Here is an 18,926-nt window from a genome sequence, read left to right on the forward strand (position 1 = left end):
CGGCCGCGATGAAACTAGACTAGGCCTGAGTTAATGGCAGAAAGAGCTTCTTGATAATACGTCATCTAAAATGCCTTGTCGATAAGAGATACGAAATTATTAAAGCCTCAAGTGATGGAATCTATTGACTGTTCCGAGTTAAAATAAATTGTCTTGAAAATAACCAGGTTAAATCCAATGTTTGCCAAACTAATTATCGCCTTAACTCCTATGGTGCTCGCCTTGCCTTTGGCAATGGATATTTATGTGCCTGCTATCCCCCATCTCACTCAAGAGTTTCATGCCACTGACACGCAAATGTTGATGACCTTAAATCTGTTTATGCTGAGTGCGGGCTTCATGCAATTAGTAATTGGGCCTATTTCTGATCATTTTGGACGAAGAAAAATTGCAATACTAACGACCTTGTGTTTTGCTTTGGGATCGATAGCTTGCGGTTTAGCAACCAACGTTAACGAGCTCATTGCTTATCGAATTATTCAAGCTTTAGGTTCTTGTGGCATGATAGTTCTGGGTTTTGCGATAGTTCGTGATCATTATGCTGGTGATAAAAGTGCAAAAGCTTATAGTTTTCTAAATGGGATGATTTCGTTCTCGCCTATTTTCGCTACGTTTATTGGTAGTTATCTTGACTTATATTTAGGATGGTCATCGACTTTTTGGGCTCTATTACTTGTCGCAATTCCAGCATTATTTACCGTTGGTTTTTGGTTAGACGAAAGCTTGCCACGCAGCCGGCGAACCCCGTTAACAACCAAAGTATTTAGACAATATCTCGATGTCATTCGTAACCAAGAATTTGCGATTTATACTTTGGCCTCGTCTTTTGGTCATTGTTATTTCTATTTATTCTGTGCTCTATCGCCTTATTTAATTATTCGAGTTTTAGAAATCCCTCAGACTCAATATGGTTTTTATTTCTGTTTTATGGGCATCTCTGTGTTAATTGGGAGTTTTATAGGCGGTTCCATTGTTGAGCGTGTGGGTATTTTTAAAACCTGCTTGCTGGGTTATTTTCTAAGTTTAATTGGCGGATTATGGATGTTAGTTTGGTATCTTGCACAGGGTTTAAGTATCCATAACTTTATTTACCCCATGCTGGCTATCGGAATCGGCGGTTCCTTTAGCATGGGGGCTGGATCGGGTGGTGCAATGGCACCTTTCGAAGAAGCAAAAGGCGCTGCGGCTGCGGCTGGAGGAGCCCTACGTTTCTTATTTGCAGGTGTTGTAGGTTATTTTCTAATTAATAAAACAGTGGTTTCGACTTTACCTTTAGCCGTTCCTGCTGTGGTATTTAGTTTAATTGGCATGGGTACTCTTCTTTTAACATCTCGAGAAGCGGACCAAAATGCAGAGACTACCATAGTTAATATTGATTGATGTAATCAATATATTCGATTTTACTTATCGTTCTTCTTTTTCTAAAGTAACAATATAGAACTTAAAGCGGGTTCTTAACTTTGCAGAACTTTAGAGGAGAGAAAAATGATTAGAGTAGGTAACCAATTTCCCCCATTTAATTTGAAGGCAACAGTAAGTACTGAAATGACTGAGGCTTTTCAATCCATTTCTAACGAAACTTATAAAGGTAAGTGGTTAGTTGTATTTTTCTGGCCTAAGGATTTTACTTTTGTTTGTCCCACCGAGATTGCTGCCTTCGGCGAGTTGAATGCCGAGTTTAATGATCGCGATGCGCAAATTCTGGGTGCAAGTATTGACAGCGAATTTGTTCATTTAGCATGGCGCAATCAGCATCCTGATTTACGTGCACTCCCTTTTCCTATGCTTTCAGATATTAAACGAGAGCTGACACAAGCCTTAGGTATTTTGGATGAAAAAGAAGGTGTGGCTCAACGGGCAACTTTCATCGTCGATCCAGAAGGGATCACTCGCTTTGTGATGGTGACTGATTTAAACGTAGGTCGTAACCCGCAAGAAGTACTGCGGGTGCTTGATGCTTTACAGACCGATGAGCTTTGTCCTTGTAATTGGAAAAAAGGTGAAGAAACAATTCATGCGGCTTAAGAGGAGTGAATCATGCTCGAAATAATAAAACAACAATTACCGGAATTTGCTAAAGATGTACGGTTAAATACGGCAAAAGTATTGGATTTGACGCAAACAGACGGTTTAACAGAACAGCAAATTATCGGTGCAGCACTAGCCGTAGCTTATCATTTGGGTGATAAATTAGTTTTAGCAGATTTACTCGAGATGAATAAGGAGGAAAAAATTGCTGAAGCTGCGAAGCTTGCCGCTAGTTTAATGGCAATGACTAATATTTATTATCGCTTTGTTCATCTGAGTCATCATGCTGAATTAGCGCAAGTTCCAGCCGGTCTGCGTATGCAGGGAATGATGAACCCCGGGGTTGATCGCCTAACTTTTGAAGTATTATCGCTGGCGGTATCGATTTTAAATGGCTGCGGTACATGCATTAGTGCTCATACGCGGCAACTGCAAGAGCAAGGTTTATCAGCGCAAGCGTTGGCGCGTATCGGTCGAATCGCAGCGGTAATTCATGCTGTTCATGTTAGTCTTAAATTATAGGAGCAGTCTCTGTATTTGAAACGATGTCTGTGAATTACACATTGTAATCAGCCAGAACAAATTCTTAATGTACTTAGTTCTCTCCCCAAAGATTTTTGTTGAGGGGAGAGAGAATCTAGATTATTTAATTATTTCCAGTATTAAATCGTAGTGGCTGATGATTAGTTTCAGTTTTGGCTTTATTTGTACATTGTTGTAATTGAGAATAAAAACCTACACCATTTGTTGATAGCGGAGTCCTTGCTCTAGAAGCAGCCATTTTCCTACTCTGTTCATGTACAAGCTTTGAGTCTTCATATTTTATGTTTAATAGACTATACGATTTGGTTTGTTGGAGAAACGCAACCACTGAGTCTTTAAATTTTAAAGTCTTTTCTCCTGAAGTATTTTTGTAATCTGCTCAGGATATACCGGTTTACTTAAAAGAAATCCTTGTACTCCATCACATTTTTTTTCCTTCAAGAAATTAATTTGTTTTTCTGTTTCAACACCTTCTGCTAACACTTTAAAATTAAAGCTGCGGGCCATTGCAATGATTGCTTCAATAATGACTTCATCGCACTTTGAGCGTGAAATATTTTGGACGAAAGATTGGTCGATTTTCAAGCGGTCAAAATGTATTTTTTTGAGATAATTGATGCTTGAATTTCCGGTGCCAAAATCATCGAGAACAATTTTTACGCCAATTTTTTTAATCCGATGAATCATTTGTTGAATCTCAACGTGAGTAATAATCACATTTTCCATGATTTCAAGTTCCAGATATTCAGGGTTAACCCTATATTTTTTAATAATACTATTGAGCATTTTTGCAAAATTAGCTTGTTTTAATTGTTGGGTGGTAACATTTATCGAAATTCGTATTAAAGGAAGTTTATTTTTTTTCCAAGTTTGCAGTTGTTTGCAAATTTCGTGAATCACCCATTCTCCAATAGGAACTATAAGGCCAGATTCTTCTGCAATAGGGATAAAATCAAAGGGTGAAAGGATGCCTTTTTTGGGATTTTTCCAGCGAATAAGTGCTTCAACACCAACTAAATTTCGTTTATCCATGTCAAATTGTGGCTGATAAAGTAAGAAAAACTCATGATTGATTAGCGCTCGTCGTAATTCCGATTCAAGTTGTAATCGGTAACAGATATTTTCATTTAATTTAGGAGTATAGAATTTCAATTGATTTCCACCTTGTTCTTTCGCATGGTACATCGCCAAATCTGCATTTTTTAAGAGTTTTCCTGTTGTCTTTCCGTCTGTGGGATAAAGACTAATTCCTATACTGGTCGAGATCAGAATTTCACGCCCCGTGATATAAAATGGTTGGCTTAAAGATCTAAGTATTTTTTGAGCAACATTGACTACATCTTTCAATTTTTTAAACTCTGGAATAATCATGACAAACTCGTCACCACCTAGTCGAGCTAAAGTATCTTCTTCGCGCAGCAATTCGGAGAGACGTTTGGTTACTGCGAGTAACAAAGCATCACCCACTTTATGACTTAAGCTGTCATTGATCAATTTGAATCGATCCAAATCAAAAAACAAAATAGCAAAAGCTTGATGTCGTCGTGCTGCAATGGCAATGGTCTGCTGTATGCGATCGGTCAGTAGTACACGATTGGGCAAATCAGTTAATGAGTCATGAGTGGCTTGATGTTCAAGCTTTCTCTCAAGAAAAGCACGCTCGGTAATATCACGAAAACTCCAGACTCGGCCCACCGTTTTAGTATTTACACGGTGGGGTTGAGAATAACATTCGATGATTTTTTCTTGATTTTTAAATTTGACAAGCTGCATACATGTGTCGTCTATGTGTTCATAAAGTTGATTAACCTTTTCGAGAAATTCATCGGATTTATTTAATAGACTTAGCATATATTTGAATAGTAAATCTTCATCTTTTACTTCTATAATAAATTGAGGGATATCCCAAATTTTTATAAATTGTTGATTGTAATCAACGATTTTTTTTGATAAGTCAACAACCAAAATCCCGTTGGTAGATGATTCGATCGTTGCTCTAAGTAAAGAAAGCGATTGTTGCAAGGATTCGGTTCTTTCATTGACAATTCGATGAAGTGATTCCGTGTGACTTTTAGATTCTTTTGCCAGGATCCATTTTCTTGTTAATGCACAAGCTAATTGTCTGACTGCAATCTTATCAAATGGTTTTTTAAGAATAAGTAAATTGTCACTCATTCCCAATTTTCGGACGGTTTCTTCCCAGGAATAATCAGAATAAGCCGTGCAAATTACGACTTGAATATCCTTATCAATTTCCCACATGCGAACTATGGTTTCTAAGCCATCCCAGCCTGGTGGCATTCGTATATCGACAAAGGCGAGGGCATAAGGTTTTTTTTCTTCTAATGCAACCTTAACTTTCTCGACACCTTCACGCCCTTGTTCGGCTGTATCGATTTGAAAATGAGGTAATAAATTTCGATGCTTGTGAGAATTATTTTCACCAAATAATTGCTCATCTAATTCTTTGAAAACTTGGGAATTTTCTTTAATGGACAAAACCTTGATAAAATCCTGATGTATTGCAGGATTATCATCGATAACTATAATACGTAGCCTTTGATTATTCATTGAAAATTCCTTTACTAATTAGCTGCTTATGAATGGGTAAAGTCAAGATAAATCGCGCCCCTTTTCCTAGTCCTTTACTTTCTGCCTTGAGCGAACCTCCCATATCCTGAGCTGATAACGCAGAGCTATGTAAACCGAAGCCATGTCCATTTTCTTTGGTGGTAAAGCCAAAGGAAAAAATATGACCGAGATTTTCAGGAGAAATCCCCATGCCATTATCGATGACTTCAATGCCAATTTTTTGTGATTTTTTGTCATCGACAATAAATTTGATCGTTTTATCTTTTTTATTTTTATTACACAGGACGGCATCTTTAGCATTTTGAATAAGGTTGATTAAGATCTGCAGTAATTTCGATTTATCAGCCATAATACTAAGGCATTCGATATTTTTCTTATTTAATTTAATCAATTTATCTTGCGAAGGATTGGATGACATTTGCAAAGCAGTATCTATTAATTCTGGGATGAAAATTTTCTCAGGGATGCCGGATTCTCCACTGATTGATTGTTGAATCGATACAATATCTTTAATATGGAGTAAATCTTGATAGATACTCTCTATTTCTTCCAAGTTTTTTTGATGGTTATTTGAAATGATTTCGGTTAGGGCAATCAAATAGTTAGGGATTAGTTTACCTTTACTATCTTCACTTAAATAAACCGAAAGTGTATCGATATGTTCTTTAATCATGTTGACAATTTGAAACAGCTTATCATAATAAGGTTGTGTTAAACTTTCTTTCAATAAATTAAGAGAAATATTTGAGCTATTTAAGATATTACCTATATTATGCAGTATCGATGTGGCGACTTCTGACATACCTGCTCTGCGCGCTGTAACTAATAATTTTTGATTTAATTCTTTAATCTTCGCTTCGGTTTCTTTATCTTTATTAATATCGATAATAACACCTGTTAGCAGGTCGCCCTGTTTTTGATAGTGGGCAATAATACGATACCAACCGTAATTGTCTTCACGATTCTTTAACCTGATTTCGCATTCATAATTTATTTTTCTAACCAAGCAGTTGGTCATTAGATTCTGAAGTTTTTTACGATCGTCAGGGTGAATAAATTGCAATAATTCTTTATAAGAAAAAACAGGTTTTAAAGGGTTTAAGTTGAAAATATTATAAAGTTCATTTGAGCCAAAAATATAATCTGTATTACCATCATATTGCCAATAACACAGGCGAGCTAAATGCTGTGCATGCTCAAGTTTTTCATTCAAAAGCATCATTTCCCGAGAGGAAATATCCATCGAGCGATCTAACAAATAACGGTCTTGATCATTTTCTTGATAAGTTTTGTTAATACGAGAAAGAAATTCTTGCCATTTCTCTAAGTTGGAGGGTAACTCATCGATATTCAATTCAGCTCGATTAAGTTGTCTTATCAATAACTTATGTATTTCCATAATCGCCTCAATTTAACCTAATTCAAATTTCTGAAAAGGTTGTTAATGTCATTGTTTGGTTATGAAGTTTACAATCAGGGGTAACCAAGGGGGATAGTTCTCCATAGGAATAAAAACCTACTTGGGTTGATCCAGTTGGAAATACTTCTAAGGTTGCTTCAGTTTCTTCTTCTGTTCGCTCTCCCAATAGTAGTCGTCGCCCAACACAGCTAATACTAATAATAAGAACGGGGGAGCCATTTTCCCCCATGTGTTTTTTAGCAATTTCGCCTGCTTCGTTGGCACTGATGATTAAACGTTCAAAATTAGCCCGCATTAATTGGGCATGGTAGCCGATGGGCATATCACCTGCAAAAATTAGCGATTGTGTTTTTTCATCGATACCTAAAATCGTACGAATAAGCGGTGTTTTTTCCTTTGAACTCATGTCTTTTATTGCCAAGGGGTAAAGTAAGCCTGAAGCAGGTAATTCGGCTGCCCTTTCACCGAGATATTCTTTATAAAGTAATAATGCTGGCCTGTTATCTAACTCGTAGAGAATATTCTTAGAAGAGCGAGTAATACGCCTTGCGGGCCCAAAAATATCCCATCCTGCTTTAGAAGCATGGCCAATGCGAATATGGTCACCGTAAAATCCAGCACCTATCACGTGATTAGTGAGTATTTCACCATTAAAAACAGTCCAAGTATGTTTGAAATCACTCCCATCGCCAGCGAGGCCGCCTGTGATAATGAGAGGTTCTTTGGTAGCAGAATTTAAGCCTTTAACTAATTCGGAACCGTTAATTTGTAATCCATCCGATAAGACAAAAATACTTTGTAAATCGTCGGCGAGTAGCTGCTCAGTAATTGATGAACCGGCTGTGAATGAATCATCAGTATTATTGACTTTTGCTTTAGCAATGTTGATTCGGGTATTAGCAAATTTCACTATGACTACAGAAAGGCTATTGTCAAAAATATGCGCTCCAAAAATTTCACCCGCACTAGAACAGCCTAATATCTTGGATTTCTTATAAAAATTAGCTAGCTCTTTGATGGGTTGCGCATGATTTAAAAAGTTTGGCGCAGCAAATATCAAAATGAGAGTTTGTTCTGAATCTAATTCGGGAAAGTTTTTAAGGTTCCATCCTGTTTCTTGTATGTACTGAAATGCCCGTATTTCCATAGGGTCTCCAGTTTAGCGAGTTTATTATTAGTATGGTATAAAAACTCGCCTTCGGCCACGCTAAATAGTTTATTCACAAGAAACAGCGCTACTATTGCCCGCTATGGAGTCTAGAGTTGCTTAACGGATGACAGGTAAAAAGAAGTTAATAATAAAATAAATAACTTATTCATGAGAGCCCTTAAAAGTTTTATACTGGATTTTTCGTCTTTAGTGTGAGTGCTTCATGGAACTGAGAATCGACAATACTCCCTTTAAAGCTATTTTTCAGCCTTTAAATTTAGGATTTACTCAACTAAGAAATCGCCTGTTAATGGGATCGATGCATACCGGTTTAGAGGAAGAAAAGGAAGGGCTAGATCGCTTAGCTGCGTTCTATCGTGAAAGGGCCCAAGGGGGCGCGGCACTCATTGTTACGGGTGGTTTTGCGCCTAATCGGGCAGGGCGTTTAGCCCCTTTTGCAGCTAAATTGACTTCCAGCAAAGAACAGCAACGCCATGAAACCGTTACCCATACAGTACATGAAGCCGGAGGAAAAATCGCCTTACAGATTTTGCATGCAGGCCGCTATGGTTATCATCCCTTTATTGTGGCGCCAAGTGGCATAAAATCGCCGATTAGCCCTTTTAAACCTTGGGTGATGAGTAAACGACGCGTGGTAAAAACCATCAAACATTTTGCTCGCTGTGCTCGATTAGCCAAGGAAGCGGGTTATGACGGGGTGGAAATCATGGGGAGTGAGGGTTACCTCATCAATCAGTTCATTGTTGCACATACTAATCAAAGGCAGGATGAGTGGGGCGGTAGTTTTGCCAATCGTATGCGTTTTCCGGTCGAAGTGGTTAAAGCAGTGCGAGAAGCGGTAGGCAGCAATTTTATTATCATTTACCGTTTATCTATGCTCGATTTAATTGCTGAAGGTTCTAGTTGGGAAGAAATTGTTCTGCTGGCTAAAGCCATCGAAAATGCGGGCGCCACCCTGATTAACACGGGCATTGGCTGGCATGAGGCACGCATTCCTACCATTGCAACGATGGTCCCTGCCGCTGCGTTTACCCAAATTACTAAACGGCTCAAACCGGAGGTGAGTATTCCTTTAATCACTTCCAATCGGATCAACACTCCAGAGCTTGCCAATGACTTACTCGCGGAAGGGTTTGCCGATATGGTGTCGATGGCGAGACCATTTTTGGCTGATCCGCAATTTGCAAATAAAGCAAAACTAGGGGAAAGTGAGGCAATTAATATATGCATTGCTTGTAATCAAGCCTGTTTAGATCGTGTTTTTGTGAATAAAACAGCTTCTTGTTTAGTAAATCCTCGAGCTTGTAATGAGACCGAATTAGTTTATCAGACTGTTCATCATCCGAAGCAAATTGCAGTGGTCGGTGCAGGGCCGGCAGGGCTTGCTTTTGCTGCCGTCGCTGCTGAACGCGGTCATAAAGTCAGCTTATTCGAGAAGGCTGAGGTCTTAGGTGGCCAATTTAACTTGGCAAAAAATATTCCTGGTAAAGAAATATTTCAATATACGATTAATTATTTCAATTACCAGCTGAGAAAATATCAAGTGGATATTCATTTGAATACAGCGGCAGATATCGATTGTTTAAAAGGATTTGATGAAGTGATTTTAGCAACAGGAATTACGCCTCGAATTCCTGAGATCAAAGGCTTGGATCATGAAAAAGTAATGACTTATGTTGAGCTTATTCAAGGTCGGAAAAGTCCGGGAAAACGCGTAGCAGTGATTGGTGCGGGAGGGATAGGGTTTGATGTTGCCGAATGGTTAACTCATGAGCATCAGGGAGAGAACAAACCACAGTTCTATGATGAATGGGGTATTGATATTAGCATGTCCCATCGCGGTGGAATCAAGCAAGCTGAAATTAGCAAAAGTCCACGCGAAGTCTATTTATTGCAACGTAAAAAAGAAAAACATGGTAAGCGCTTAGGTAAAACCACAGGTTGGATCCATCGCTTAAGCCTAAAGCATAAGCAAGTAAAAATGCTGGCAGGAGTCAGTTATGAACTAATTGATGATGAGGGTTTGCATATCCGCATTGATGACCAGCCACGGTTATTAGAGGTCGATTCGATAGTGATTTGTACTGGGCAAAATGAGTTACGTGATTTATTTGAACCTTTAAAAGAACTGGGGCAATCAGTCCATCTGATAGGCGGCGCGTTTAAAGCCTTAGAATTAGATGCCCGTCATGCCATTGACCAGGCTTGTCGTTTGGCAGCGTTGATATAAAAACTGATCGGCCAAGAGCTGGCTACTGATTTTTATTTGGATTTTACAATGAAAACTTACAGAAAAGAGTTGTGGTTTCATATTCCGGAACGGATGGGATTTTTGAATATAACTGATCAAATCATTGTCTGCTTAGAGGAAAGTGGGGTTCAGGAAGGATTAATTTTAGTTAATGCGATGCATATTACTGCTTCTGTTTTTATTAATGATGATGAACAAGGTTTGCATCAAGATTATAAAAAGTGGCTAGAAGCTATTGCTCCTCATGAACCAATAACACGCTATCAGCATAATAATACTGGTGAAGACAATGCTGATGCTCATATTAAGCGGCAAATCATGGGGCGTGAAGTGGTGGTTGCTATTACTGAAGGAAAATTGGATTTTGGTCCCTGGGAGCAAATTTTTTATGGCGAATTTGATGGACGTCGGGATAAAAGAGTTCTTATTAAAATTATTGGTCAATAGAAGTTCATGATGACGAATTAAGGGGTATTATAAACAAATAATGGCCTTTAAGTCTTAAAAAAAGCTTTATTGATAAAATTATTGCTTGCTGATTTTTTTCATGACAAAATGGTTGGCATTTAAAGCCTCAGAGTTATGAGATGATAAAGGTAATAATAGGTCTTGTTTTAACGCTCTATTCTACTAGTTGGGCAGCAAATTATGTCAATTTGCATCAAGCCTCCTTAAGTACTTTGAAGCAATTTTCTCTTTTGCCCACGATGAAAGCAGCTTCATCTTCGACTTCATCAAACGGCAACTTAAAGCAAGTTAGTCAAACACGACAGGCCAAGCTTAGCATTACACGTTACCAACAAGTGTATAAAGGCATTCCAATTATTGGTGCTCAAATCACTGTGAGTCAAAATCCAATGACTCGAGGGCTGGCTGGTGGCCAGGTGAATGGTCATGTATTTAATGATATTCAGCTGGATACAAATCCAGTACTGAGTTCACAACAAGCCACGCAAAGGGCTAAAAACCACTACCTCACTCAAGCTAACTTGACCGATGTACATAACGAAAAAAGCGAACTGCAAATTAGGGCAAGTGAAGACAAGCAATTACAGCTCACTTATTTAGTTTCTTTTAAAGGTCTATCAAAGGATAAACCGGTCTGGCCGTTTTTTATCATTGATGCAAAAACAGGCGAAGTGCTTAAACAATGGAATAACATTCAATACCATACAGAGACTGGCCCCGGAGGTAATGAAAAGGTTCATGAGTATTGGTATGGAAAAGAGGGCTTACCTGGTTTGGAGGTGACTCAAGATAATGAAAGTTGCATACTGGATGATGAAAAAGTGACTCTGGTTAACCTCAATTATAGGTGGGATTGGTACAGCGAAATGCGTACTCCTTATCGCTATCCTTGTGGTTCTAATGTAGAAGATCCCGTCAATGGCTCCTATTCCGTTAGTAATGACGCCTACTTTTTGGGGCATCTTATTTATGATTTGTATAAAGATTGGTATGGACTGAATGCCTTAGAAGATGAACAAGGAAATCCGCAAAAACTCATTATGCGGGTGCATTTTGGTTCTGCTTTTGATAATGCATTTTGGGATGGCAAAACCATGTCTTTTGGTGACGGCTCCTTTTTTTATCCTTTAGTATCCATGGATGTTGCTGGACATGAAGTAGCCCATGGCTTTACCCAACAACATTCTAACCTTGAGTATCACGACCAATCTGGGGCACTGAATGAATCTTTTTCAGATATGGCGGCTCAAGCGTCGCGCGCTTATTTTTTGGAAAAATTTCCTGAATTATATAATAAAGCCCACTTAACTCCGAATGAGGTGACTTGGGGCATAGGAGAAACAATAATACCTGACTCCTTACCGATAAAAGCATTTAGGTTTTTAGATTTGCCTTCTTTAGATGGTAGCTCGGCTGATTGTGTTGATAAAAAGATGGCTAGGATGCAGCAAAGTATCTGTGCCATTAGCTATGAAGAGCTTTCTGCCTATCTCGAATCAAAATACCCCGATAACGAAGAAGAAAAACAAGGCTCTTTAGTCCATACGGGTAGCGGTGTATTTAATAGAGTATTTTATCTGATGGCAAAACAGCTAGGTATTAAAACGGCCTTTCAAGTCATGATTATTGCCAACTCAAAATATTGGACGCCTACGACTGACTTTAATGAAGCCGCTTGTGGGGTAATCGATGCTGCTAGAGATTTAAATCTAGCGATTGATCCCATCGAAACTGCTTTTAGAGAGGTTGGTATTGCTACCACCCACTGTATCAAACCATCGTAAACCGGGTTAATTCAATGAAAAAACAATTAGTTCTAATCAATATATGCCTAGCTTTAGCTTCCTCAAGTTATGCTTCGCCCTTATTTTCTAAATTTGATAAACGCAAAGCGCCTGAGAATCTCCAAAAAGCAATAGCCTCTCACAAAGGTTATGCTAACTTTTCAGGTCGCTGGACAGGTGTTTGTGATGATGAGCTCGATGAACAACTGTTAACTATCGAGCAGAGTCCAGATTTTTCCTCCATCACCATGGATAATGTACGAATTCCTATTGATGCAATCTCAAGTCATAGCAATAATGAAAATTTTGAAGTCGAACAAAACCTGATCCATCTCCGTTGGAGTAGTGATGGTCAACAACTTGTGGGTTCTCAATTCATTTATTACAAACCCGGTAATTTGTCGCAGGGCGGTGTCGAGATGGTTGTGGGAAAATTTAGCTGGTCTATTGAGAATGCACAGCTCGTTTATCACAATACTTCGTCCCTATTTAAGGATGGCAGTTTAATCGATAATTTGTCTTCTCATTGTGTTTATAACAAGGTATGAGGTAGCGCTAATCTGGTTGGGTTGTCATCTCTGCGGGGATGACAGTCCAATGAATTATCCTCAAGTCGGATAAAAAAATTCCGCGATATTGCCTTCATTGTTCTTTTCACCCTCAAGTCCGCTGGTTATGTTTTCAATAAATTCCTCATAATCCTCAGGTCTAACTGCCTTAACCACCCATTTAATGGGTTCAATAATGCAATATTCCAGCGCAATAGTGGTTAAAGCAAGGGGGAGAGTTATGGCATAAATAGCAAGATTTAATGCGAAAACAAAAGGAAGAAGCAGTAGCCCAGCTCCCCAACCCCTATCGATAATAGTTTTGTAGTTCAATAAAAGTAATTTATTGGCGTAGTATATAGCTACGCAAAATAAATCATAGCCAAAGGGATTCTCATATCTGGTTTCTTTTTTAATTTCAGCAAATACCGCTTGCAGATCGGCCCTATTTAAGATTTTCCAAATATGCAGTTCTTTGGAATGCTCTTCAGAATCTTTATCAAGTTTGGCTTTTACTTCCATTTGTTGAGTGAACAGTTCATTATTTTCATCAATGCCGATATGAAAGGTTTTACGAGTCCAATAAGACCGACCTATATCACTTATATGAAATAAGCGATAACTATTGTTTGTCGTTAGCTCATCAGGGCTAGATCCCTCAACCTGGAATTTCCAGTCCTTGAGACCAAAACTTGCGATAAAATTGCGAAATTGTGCCGTTAAATTAAATAAACTTTGATCTTCGACTGCGGCACGAGCTTCCATGAGCACTTTTAGGGCAACGAATTTTTGCAAAAGAAGCCGGTTACTTTTAAGTTCACTAATTTTTATCGGTTTAAGAAAGTTACGTTGTGCTTCTCTAGACATTTCTATAAAAGCGGGAATGGTAATAGCTTGAAGTGACATATAAATTCTTTCAGTTAAAAATGGGTTATATAACTCCTTTTACCTAGGTCTCGCGGGCAGCCCGAGAGACCTAGGGAGATAAGCAGATGAATTAGGAATTATCATAATCCCTGATGGAACTCTTCCGCGCGAATCTCTTCGTCGCTCTCTCCATCATCAGGAGCGCTGGTTACCGCTTCAATAAATGCTTCATATTTATCAGGTCTAGCCATCTTAACGACCAATTTAATGGGCTCAACAATGCAGTACTCTATCGCCATAAAGGTTAAAGCAGGTGGGAGGGTTACGGCATAAATAGCAAGACTTAATGCTAGAGCAAAAGGAAGAAGGAGTAATCCACAGCCCAATGATCCTTCAGTAGCACAGAGGTAGTTTAATAGAAGTAATCCATTGGCGCAGTACATGCCCGCGCAGAGTAAATCATAACCAAAGGTATTTTCGTAACTGCTTTCTTCTTTAATGGTAGCAAATAGTGCTTTTAACTGGTCCCTATTTAAGGTTTCCCAAAGTTCCATGTCTTCTACAAGAGGTTCAGGGCTCTCACCTATCTTACCTTGTATTCGTACTTTTTGAGTGAGGATATTATGGTCCTTATCAAGGCCTATATTGAAAAATTTACGAGTCCAAATACGATGGCCCATGTTACTAATATGAAATAAGCGGTAACCATTTATTGCGATATCGCCAGTTCTTTTTTCCTCTGAATACATAGTCCTAGCATGTGAGTTACCTCGATCGGCACCGAGTTTCAAGTCCTCGAGGCCAAAAAATGCAAGGAAATTGCGAAATTGGGCCGTTAAATTAAATGAACTCTTATCCTCGGCTGCGCAACGAGCTTCCATTAGTACAACTAACGCCACGTATTTTTTTAAAAGAGGATTTTTTCTGTTCTCAGGTATCCTAAAGTAGTTTGTTAACCCCTGGAGGAAAGCTGACTGTTCATCTCTACTCTTGTTAAGAAAAGCAGGAATTGTAATAGCTTGAAGTTCTTTTGTCATATCAATTATCCATTGTAAAAAATGGCGCAATATTAATTCACTATGAACTTTTAGTCAACAATGGCGCGCTTTATTGGTAACTGACGTTAAAAGTTTATCAACAATTAGATCGGTTAGCGATGCAACCTAGAACAACATTAGATCGAGCTAGGTTGTTTCATTTTATCTTTAAGGCTACTTCAGTAATAGCCAACACTCTGTAAGTAACTCAGTTTCAGCCACTTCATGATCAAAGTTGTAATAACAAAAGATACAGGGTAAATCGCCCAATTCCTCCCCCGATTTAGGAAGCCAGTCCCGATACAAACCATAGACGGTATCACCAATTAAATCGCGCGAACCTCTATGTATTGCTACTGCATAACGGCCAGCGGGCAGGCGTTTTTCAATGACCTCCCCTTCGAGTTTTAATTGTTCTGGCACGGTGATCGCTAAATCGAAGCGAAAATCGGCGGGCTCCGTTGTTTTTGGATCATCGTAAGCAAAGCCAAACGCCTCTCCAGCTTTGGGTTTTAGATTCATGGCTTGAGATTTTGCCCAATTAATCAACTTGTTAACACTCGCTTGTAACAGTTCAGGAGAGCCGCGATGTTCTATGGCTGCCAGACGTTTAGCGTTCATGTTTTTAATTATGACCTGCATTATTATTTCACCTTGTTTTGGCAAACAATAGGGTTGTTTTTCCCAGAGCTGCCAGTTTGAATGCAAGCGAAATGCTTTAGGACTCATACCGCAACTCTGTTTGAATGCACGCGCGAAGGCTTCATGAGATTCAAAACCCGCATTGATTGCAATTTCAATAATGGTTTTATCTTGATTAATCAATAATTGATGAGCCGCTCGTTTTAACCGCAGCCAGCGAATATATTGCTGTAAAGATAAGCCTGTATGGACTGTAAATAAGCGATGAAAATGATATTTTGAAAAGCATGCGAGATCGCTCAATTGGCTTAGAGTCAGTTTTTCATCAAGATGTTTCCCGATAAAGCGGATGACTTTTTCTAATTGATGTTCATAATTCATAATTTTCTCGATTCAGATTTTCACTTAATTACAAAACAGATAGTAAGCGCTTAGTGAAACAAAAATTTGACCATCCTTGCTAAATTGAGTACCGATAACCTAGCTGTGCGTTATTTTCCTGATTTATGGTTCATAATTATAGAGCAAACCCCTTAAATCGCCGACGCAATAGAGTGAAGGACTTTATGCAAGGAAAAAACCACAAGTACAAGAGCAATTCTGACTTAGTAGACGCTCATCGTCGTCAATATTATCTAATTCAGTATATAACTGTGGAGTTCTTAATTATCTGCGCCTTGGTCCTTTCTCTTTATACTTATTTAAAGCTTTGGTATCTAGTCGCAATGATCTCTACGGCAAGTTTCTTAGGTTTGTGGAATGGGTATCTTCTAATCCGCACTAAAAACACAGTCTTTTGCGGGCATGTGGTCACTTTAATTATCTTTTTAACGGTTTTGCTCGCCAATTATCTCGTGCGAGGAATAGGGCCAACTTTTTCGGTCTGGTTTTATATTATTCCTATACTTAGTGTGTCGCTTCTGGGGCGCTCTGGTTTATACATTTATTCAATCTTAATTCTTCTTGTTATTATTGGATGCAGGATCGTTTCAATTCCCCCTCACTATTCTCTTTCCGAGACTCATTTGTCTATTGTCGATTGGCTAAACCATTTATTTGCTTTTGTGATCATTGTTACCACCTTGGATAGTTTAATGCGAGAAAGTAAGCGATATGAGCAGTTATTAAACAACAAAAATTACTCTTTACGCCTTGAAAAAGACAAGTATCATTACTTAGCCTGTTTTGATGAACTCACTAATTTACCTAATCGACAATATTTTAAATTTAATTTAGAAACGAGTATTGCTTCACTACCTCCGCAACACTGTGTCACTATTTTTTTCATGGATCTTGATAATCTCAAGTATATCAATGATCATTGGGGCCATGAGGTCGGTGATTATTTACTTGTAGAGACGGCAAAACGGCTAAGAAGCTGTTTTCGAGAGGTTGATTTTATTGCGCGTTTAGGTGGAGACGAATTCGCTGCAATTGTAGTACACTCCCAGGGCGAAAAAATTTCTGAAGTCATTACTAAACGAATTAAACATGCCTTCAAAAAAGTCTTTAAGTTTAAAAATAAAGACTTTTACAGCTCGATTAGCATAGGATTGGCAACTTATCCCGATGATAGTCAATCACTCGAGGAATTAATGATGTTAGCCGATCGAGCCATGTATCTTGCCAAAAAGCAGAGAGATGAAATAACTTTATCGCAGCCACGAGAAATTAAAGGCTGAGGAAGTTATTTTTCGCTGCCGAATTGGTTGAGCAATTTGCAGTTTTTCTTTTTTTGCTCAGTTCATTCAGAAGAGTAAAGAATAAAATTTCGTGCATAATCTTGCTTATTTTGTTATTATACTGAGCAAATTTTACATTACTAAACCCATTTTTTGATTATTGCTTTATTTTTGGAACTTCATATGACACCACAATCTCTAAACTTCGCGGACCTCAATTTATCTAGTAATTTATTAAAAGCACTTGAGGATATGAAGTTTATAACACCTTCACCTATTCAGGCACAAACTATCCCTTTATTACTTCAAGGCCGTGACTTAATTGCTCAGGCGCAAACAGGTACGGGTAAAACGGCTGCTTTCGCATTGCCTATTCTTGAACGTTTGTCCCACAATTCGCAAGCGACGCAAGCCTTAATTTTAGCGCCAACTCGTGAACTGGCCATTCAAGTTGCTGAGCAATTTGAATTATTGAGTGCCCGTCAAAATATTACTGTTTCTGTTCTTTGCGGTGGTCAAGATTACCGCCGTCAATTAAAGCAATTACGGGATGGGGCGCAAGTGGTAGTAGGTACACCTGGCCGGATTTTAGATCATATTGATCGAGGAACCTTGCAGCTTGGTCAACTTTCTACCTTCATTCTTGATGAAGCAGATGAAATGTTGCGTATGGGCTTTATTGAAGACGTTGAAACCATTCTCGCTAAATTACCTTCTGCAAAGCAAATGGCCTTATTTTCAGCAACGATGCCCTATCAGATTCGTAAAATCGCCAATAACTATTTGAATGACCCTGTTTCCGTAGAGATTCGCGCAGAAACCGCAACTGTAAAAAGCATCGAACAACGTTTTGTCTTTGCTTCTGTCGCTCAGAAACCAGATGCCTTGCTACGCATTTTGGCTGTTGAAGATTATCAAGGCGTCATCGTTTTTGTGCGTACTAAAAGCAGTACCGAAGAAGTTGCTGAGTTGTTACAACAACAAGGTTATCGCGCTATGGCAATCCATGGAGACATCACTCAAGCGTTGCGTGAGCGAATTATTGCACAATTTAGACAGGGTGTAATTGATGTTCTCGTTGCAACTGATGTGGCTGCTCGTGGTTTAGATGTTGAACGCGTTACCCATGTTATCAACTATGATGTTCCTCATGATTGTGAAACTTATGTGCATCGCATAGGACGTACAGGAAGAGCGGGACGCAGTGGAGTGACGGTTTTATTTGTTACCCCTAAAGAGTCACGTATTTTAAATACTATTGAACGTCATACTCGTCAGCGCATTGAAAAAATTACTGTGCCAAATGATCACCTGATTCAAATCGCGCGACAGCAGCGCTTTATGGCGAATATCACTTCTCGCTTGCAACATGAGAACCTTCCTGCTTATCAGCGAATTATTGAAGAATTCCTTAAAAATAACGAAGCATCGCCAGTGGATGTGGCAGCAGCATTGGCGCTCATGCTCAATCAAGATAAACCTTGGCAACAAGAATTTCCAAAAGCTCCCCGTGCTGCTAAAGAAGCGCGAGTTAGGGATGGCGACTTTAAATCTGGCCGTGGCTCAAGTCGGGGAATGAGTGAGCGTGGAAAAGGCGATAGAAAGAATTTTCGTGATGATCACCCACAAGAATTATTCCGTCTTGAAGTAGGTCGGGTTCATGGAGTAAAACCAGGTAATATTGTTGGTGCAATCGCTAATGAAGCAGGATTGCAAAGCCGTTTTATTACTGGACTGAAAATTCATGATGATCATTCAACAGTTCGTTTACCTAAAGGCATGTCTAAAGAAGTTTTTCAAGATTTAAATAAGGCATGGGTTTGTGGTAGGCAATTAAAATTAACGTCTTTAGGCGTTGCGCAAGAAAAAAATTAATTTTTCGATGCTTTGAAA

At 38.8% G+C, this 18,926-nt stretch carries 15 protein-coding genes; 9 read left to right on the plus strand and 6 right to left on the minus strand.

The window, feature by feature from the left end:
- Positions 1-177: 177 nt before the first annotated feature.
- The 3 genes from Lnau_RS12130 to Lnau_RS12140 all read left to right on the plus strand — a co-directional run bounded on the left by Lnau_RS12130 (position 178) and on the right by Lnau_RS12140 (position 2,550).
- Complete coding sequence (locus Lnau_RS12130; protein WP_065240299.1) at positions 178-1,380, plus strand: multidrug effflux MFS transporter; 1,203 nt, start codon at positions 178-180, stop codon at positions 1,378-1,380.
- 105 nt (positions 1,381-1,485) lie between these two features.
- The gene (locus Lnau_RS12135; protein ID WP_058505417.1) at positions 1,486-2,025 is read left to right on the plus strand and encodes a peroxiredoxin; all 540 of its coding nucleotides are present in this window, start codon (positions 1,486-1,488) and stop codon (positions 2,023-2,025) included.
- 12 nt (positions 2,026-2,037) lie between these two features.
- Complete coding sequence (locus Lnau_RS12140; RefSeq protein WP_058505418.1) at positions 2,038-2,550, plus strand: carboxymuconolactone decarboxylase family protein; 513 nt, start codon at positions 2,038-2,040, stop codon at positions 2,548-2,550.
- 363 nt (positions 2,551-2,913) lie between these two features.
- Here the strand turns inward: Lnau_RS12140 and Lnau_RS12150 are convergent, their stop codons facing one another.
- Genes Lnau_RS12150 through Lnau_RS12160 form a run of 3 tightly spaced genes read right to left on the minus strand, consistent with a single transcriptional unit; the run spans position 2,914 to position 7,730 of the window.
- Positions 2,914-5,142: a GGDEF/EAL domain-containing response regulator gene (locus Lnau_RS12150; protein WP_058505420.1), complete on the minus strand. Its 2,229-nt coding sequence runs from the start codon at positions 5,140-5,142 to the stop codon at positions 2,914-2,916.
- Complete coding sequence (locus Lnau_RS12155) at positions 5,135-6,562, minus strand: ATP-binding protein (RefSeq protein WP_058505421.1); 1,428 nt, start codon at positions 6,560-6,562, stop codon at positions 5,135-5,137. The genes Lnau_RS12150 and Lnau_RS12155 overlap by 8 nt, the downstream gene beginning before the upstream one ends.
- A 22-nt stretch (positions 6,563-6,584) precedes the next feature.
- Positions 6,585-7,730, minus strand: coding sequence for an FIST signal transduction protein (locus tag Lnau_RS12160; protein ID WP_058505422.1), 1,146 nt, complete (start codon positions 7,728-7,730; stop codon positions 6,585-6,587).
- A 226-nt stretch (positions 7,731-7,956) separates the two neighbouring features.
- Here Lnau_RS12160 and Lnau_RS12165 point away from each other — a divergent pair, with 226 nt between their 5' ends.
- The 4 genes from Lnau_RS12165 to Lnau_RS12180 all read left to right on the plus strand — a co-directional run bounded on the left by Lnau_RS12165 (position 7,957) and on the right by Lnau_RS12180 (position 12,805).
- The gene (locus tag Lnau_RS12165; protein ID WP_058505423.1) at positions 7,957-9,984 is read left to right on the plus strand and encodes an NADPH-dependent 2,4-dienoyl-CoA reductase; all 2,028 of its coding nucleotides are present in this window, start codon (positions 7,957-7,959) and stop codon (positions 9,982-9,984) included.
- Between the two features lie 48 nt (positions 9,985-10,032).
- Positions 10,033-10,452 carry a secondary thiamine-phosphate synthase enzyme YjbQ gene (locus tag Lnau_RS12170; RefSeq protein WP_058505424.1) on the plus strand — a complete coding sequence of 140 codons (420 nt, stop codon included), beginning with the start codon at positions 10,033-10,035 and terminating at the stop codon, positions 10,450-10,452.
- Between the two features lie 140 nt (positions 10,453-10,592).
- A complete protein-coding gene (locus Lnau_RS12175) occupies positions 10,593-12,257 on the plus strand; it encodes a M4 family metallopeptidase (RefSeq protein ID WP_058505425.1) in 1,665 nt (554 codons plus the stop codon).
- Positions 12,258-12,271: 14 nt separating this feature from the next.
- The gene (locus tag Lnau_RS12180) at positions 12,272-12,805 is read left to right on the plus strand and encodes a hypothetical protein (RefSeq protein WP_058505426.1); all 534 of its coding nucleotides are present in this window, start codon (positions 12,272-12,274) and stop codon (positions 12,803-12,805) included.
- Positions 12,806-12,865: 60 nt separating this feature from the next.
- On the opposite strand, the gene Lnau_RS12185 is transcribed toward Lnau_RS12180, so the two are convergent.
- From Lnau_RS12185 to Lnau_RS12195, 3 genes are all read right to left on the minus strand, one after another.
- Positions 12,866-13,711 (minus strand): hypothetical protein, encoded by an 846-nt coding sequence (locus Lnau_RS12185; protein WP_058505427.1) that lies wholly within the window; start codon positions 13,709-13,711, stop codon positions 12,866-12,868.
- A 101-nt stretch (positions 13,712-13,812) separates the two neighbouring features.
- Positions 13,813-14,709: a hypothetical protein gene (locus tag Lnau_RS12190; RefSeq protein ID WP_058505428.1), complete on the minus strand. Its 897-nt coding sequence runs from the start codon at positions 14,707-14,709 to the stop codon at positions 13,813-13,815.
- A 174-nt stretch (positions 14,710-14,883) separates the two neighbouring features.
- Complete coding sequence (locus Lnau_RS12195) at positions 14,884-15,732, minus strand: AraC family transcriptional regulator (RefSeq protein WP_058505429.1); 849 nt, start codon at positions 15,730-15,732, stop codon at positions 14,884-14,886.
- A gap of 185 nt (positions 15,733-15,917) precedes the next feature.
- Between Lnau_RS12195 and Lnau_RS12200 the strand changes: the two genes are divergently transcribed.
- Together Lnau_RS12200 and Lnau_RS12205 are read left to right on the plus strand one after the other, a co-directional pair.
- Positions 15,918-17,033 carry a GGDEF domain-containing protein gene (locus Lnau_RS12200; protein WP_065240301.1) on the plus strand — a complete coding sequence of 372 codons (1,116 nt, stop codon included), beginning with the start codon at positions 15,918-15,920 and terminating at the stop codon, positions 17,031-17,033.
- A gap of 183 nt (positions 17,034-17,216) precedes the next feature.
- Positions 17,217-18,908 (plus strand): DEAD/DEAH box helicase, encoded by a 1,692-nt coding sequence (locus Lnau_RS12205; protein WP_058505430.1) that lies wholly within the window; start codon positions 17,217-17,219, stop codon positions 18,906-18,908.
- Positions 18,909-18,926: the final 18 nt, after the last annotated feature.

The organism is Legionella nautarum (genome assembly GCF_001467895.1).
Taxonomy (GTDB): Bacteria; Pseudomonadota; Gammaproteobacteria; order Legionellales; family Legionellaceae; genus Tatlockia; species Tatlockia nautarum.

What these genes read in the sequence shown, in the direction of transcription:
- Lnau_RS12175 (WP_058505425.1), top strand. Translation starts at nt 10,593, where the DNA reads ATGATAAAGGTAATAATAGGTCTTGTTTTAACGCTCTATTCTACTAGT.
- Lnau_RS12190 (WP_058505428.1), bottom strand. Translation starts at nt 14,709, where the DNA reads ATGACAAAAGAACTTCAAGCTATTACAATTCCTGCTTTTCTTAACAAG.
- Lnau_RS12200 (WP_065240301.1), top strand. Translation starts at nt 15,918, where the DNA reads ATGCAAGGAAAAAACCACAAGTACAAGAGCAATTCTGACTTAGTAGAC.
- Lnau_RS12165 (WP_058505423.1), top strand. Translation starts at nt 7,957, where the DNA reads ATGGAACTGAGAATCGACAATACTCCCTTTAAAGCTATTTTTCAGCCT.
- Lnau_RS12195 (WP_058505429.1), bottom strand. Translation starts at nt 15,732, where the DNA reads ATGAATTATGAACATCAATTAGAAAAAGTCATCCGCTTTATCGGGAAA.
- Lnau_RS12155 (WP_058505421.1), bottom strand. Translation starts at nt 6,562, where the DNA reads ATGGAAATACATAAGTTATTGATAAGACAACTTAATCGAGCTGAATTG.
- Lnau_RS12135 (WP_058505417.1), top strand. Translation starts at nt 1,486, where the DNA reads ATGATTAGAGTAGGTAACCAATTTCCCCCATTTAATTTGAAGGCAACA.
- Lnau_RS12180 (WP_058505426.1), top strand. Translation starts at nt 12,272, where the DNA reads ATGAAAAAACAATTAGTTCTAATCAATATATGCCTAGCTTTAGCTTCC.
- Lnau_RS12140 (WP_058505418.1), top strand. Translation starts at nt 2,038, where the DNA reads ATGCTCGAAATAATAAAACAACAATTACCGGAATTTGCTAAAGATGTA.
- Lnau_RS12170 (WP_058505424.1), top strand. Translation starts at nt 10,033, where the DNA reads ATGAAAACTTACAGAAAAGAGTTGTGGTTTCATATTCCGGAACGGATG.
- Lnau_RS12205 (WP_058505430.1), top strand. Translation starts at nt 17,217, where the DNA reads ATGACACCACAATCTCTAAACTTCGCGGACCTCAATTTATCTAGTAAT.
- Lnau_RS12150 (WP_058505420.1), bottom strand. Translation starts at nt 5,142, where the DNA reads ATGAATAATCAAAGGCTACGTATTATAGTTATCGATGATAATCCTGCA.
- Lnau_RS12130 (WP_065240299.1), top strand. Translation starts at nt 178, where the DNA reads ATGTTTGCCAAACTAATTATCGCCTTAACTCCTATGGTGCTCGCCTTG.
- Lnau_RS12185 (WP_058505427.1), bottom strand. Translation starts at nt 13,711, where the DNA reads ATGTCACTTCAAGCTATTACCATTCCCGCTTTTATAGAAATGTCTAGA.
- Lnau_RS12160 (WP_058505422.1), bottom strand. Translation starts at nt 7,730, where the DNA reads ATGGAAATACGGGCATTTCAGTACATACAAGAAACAGGATGGAACCTT.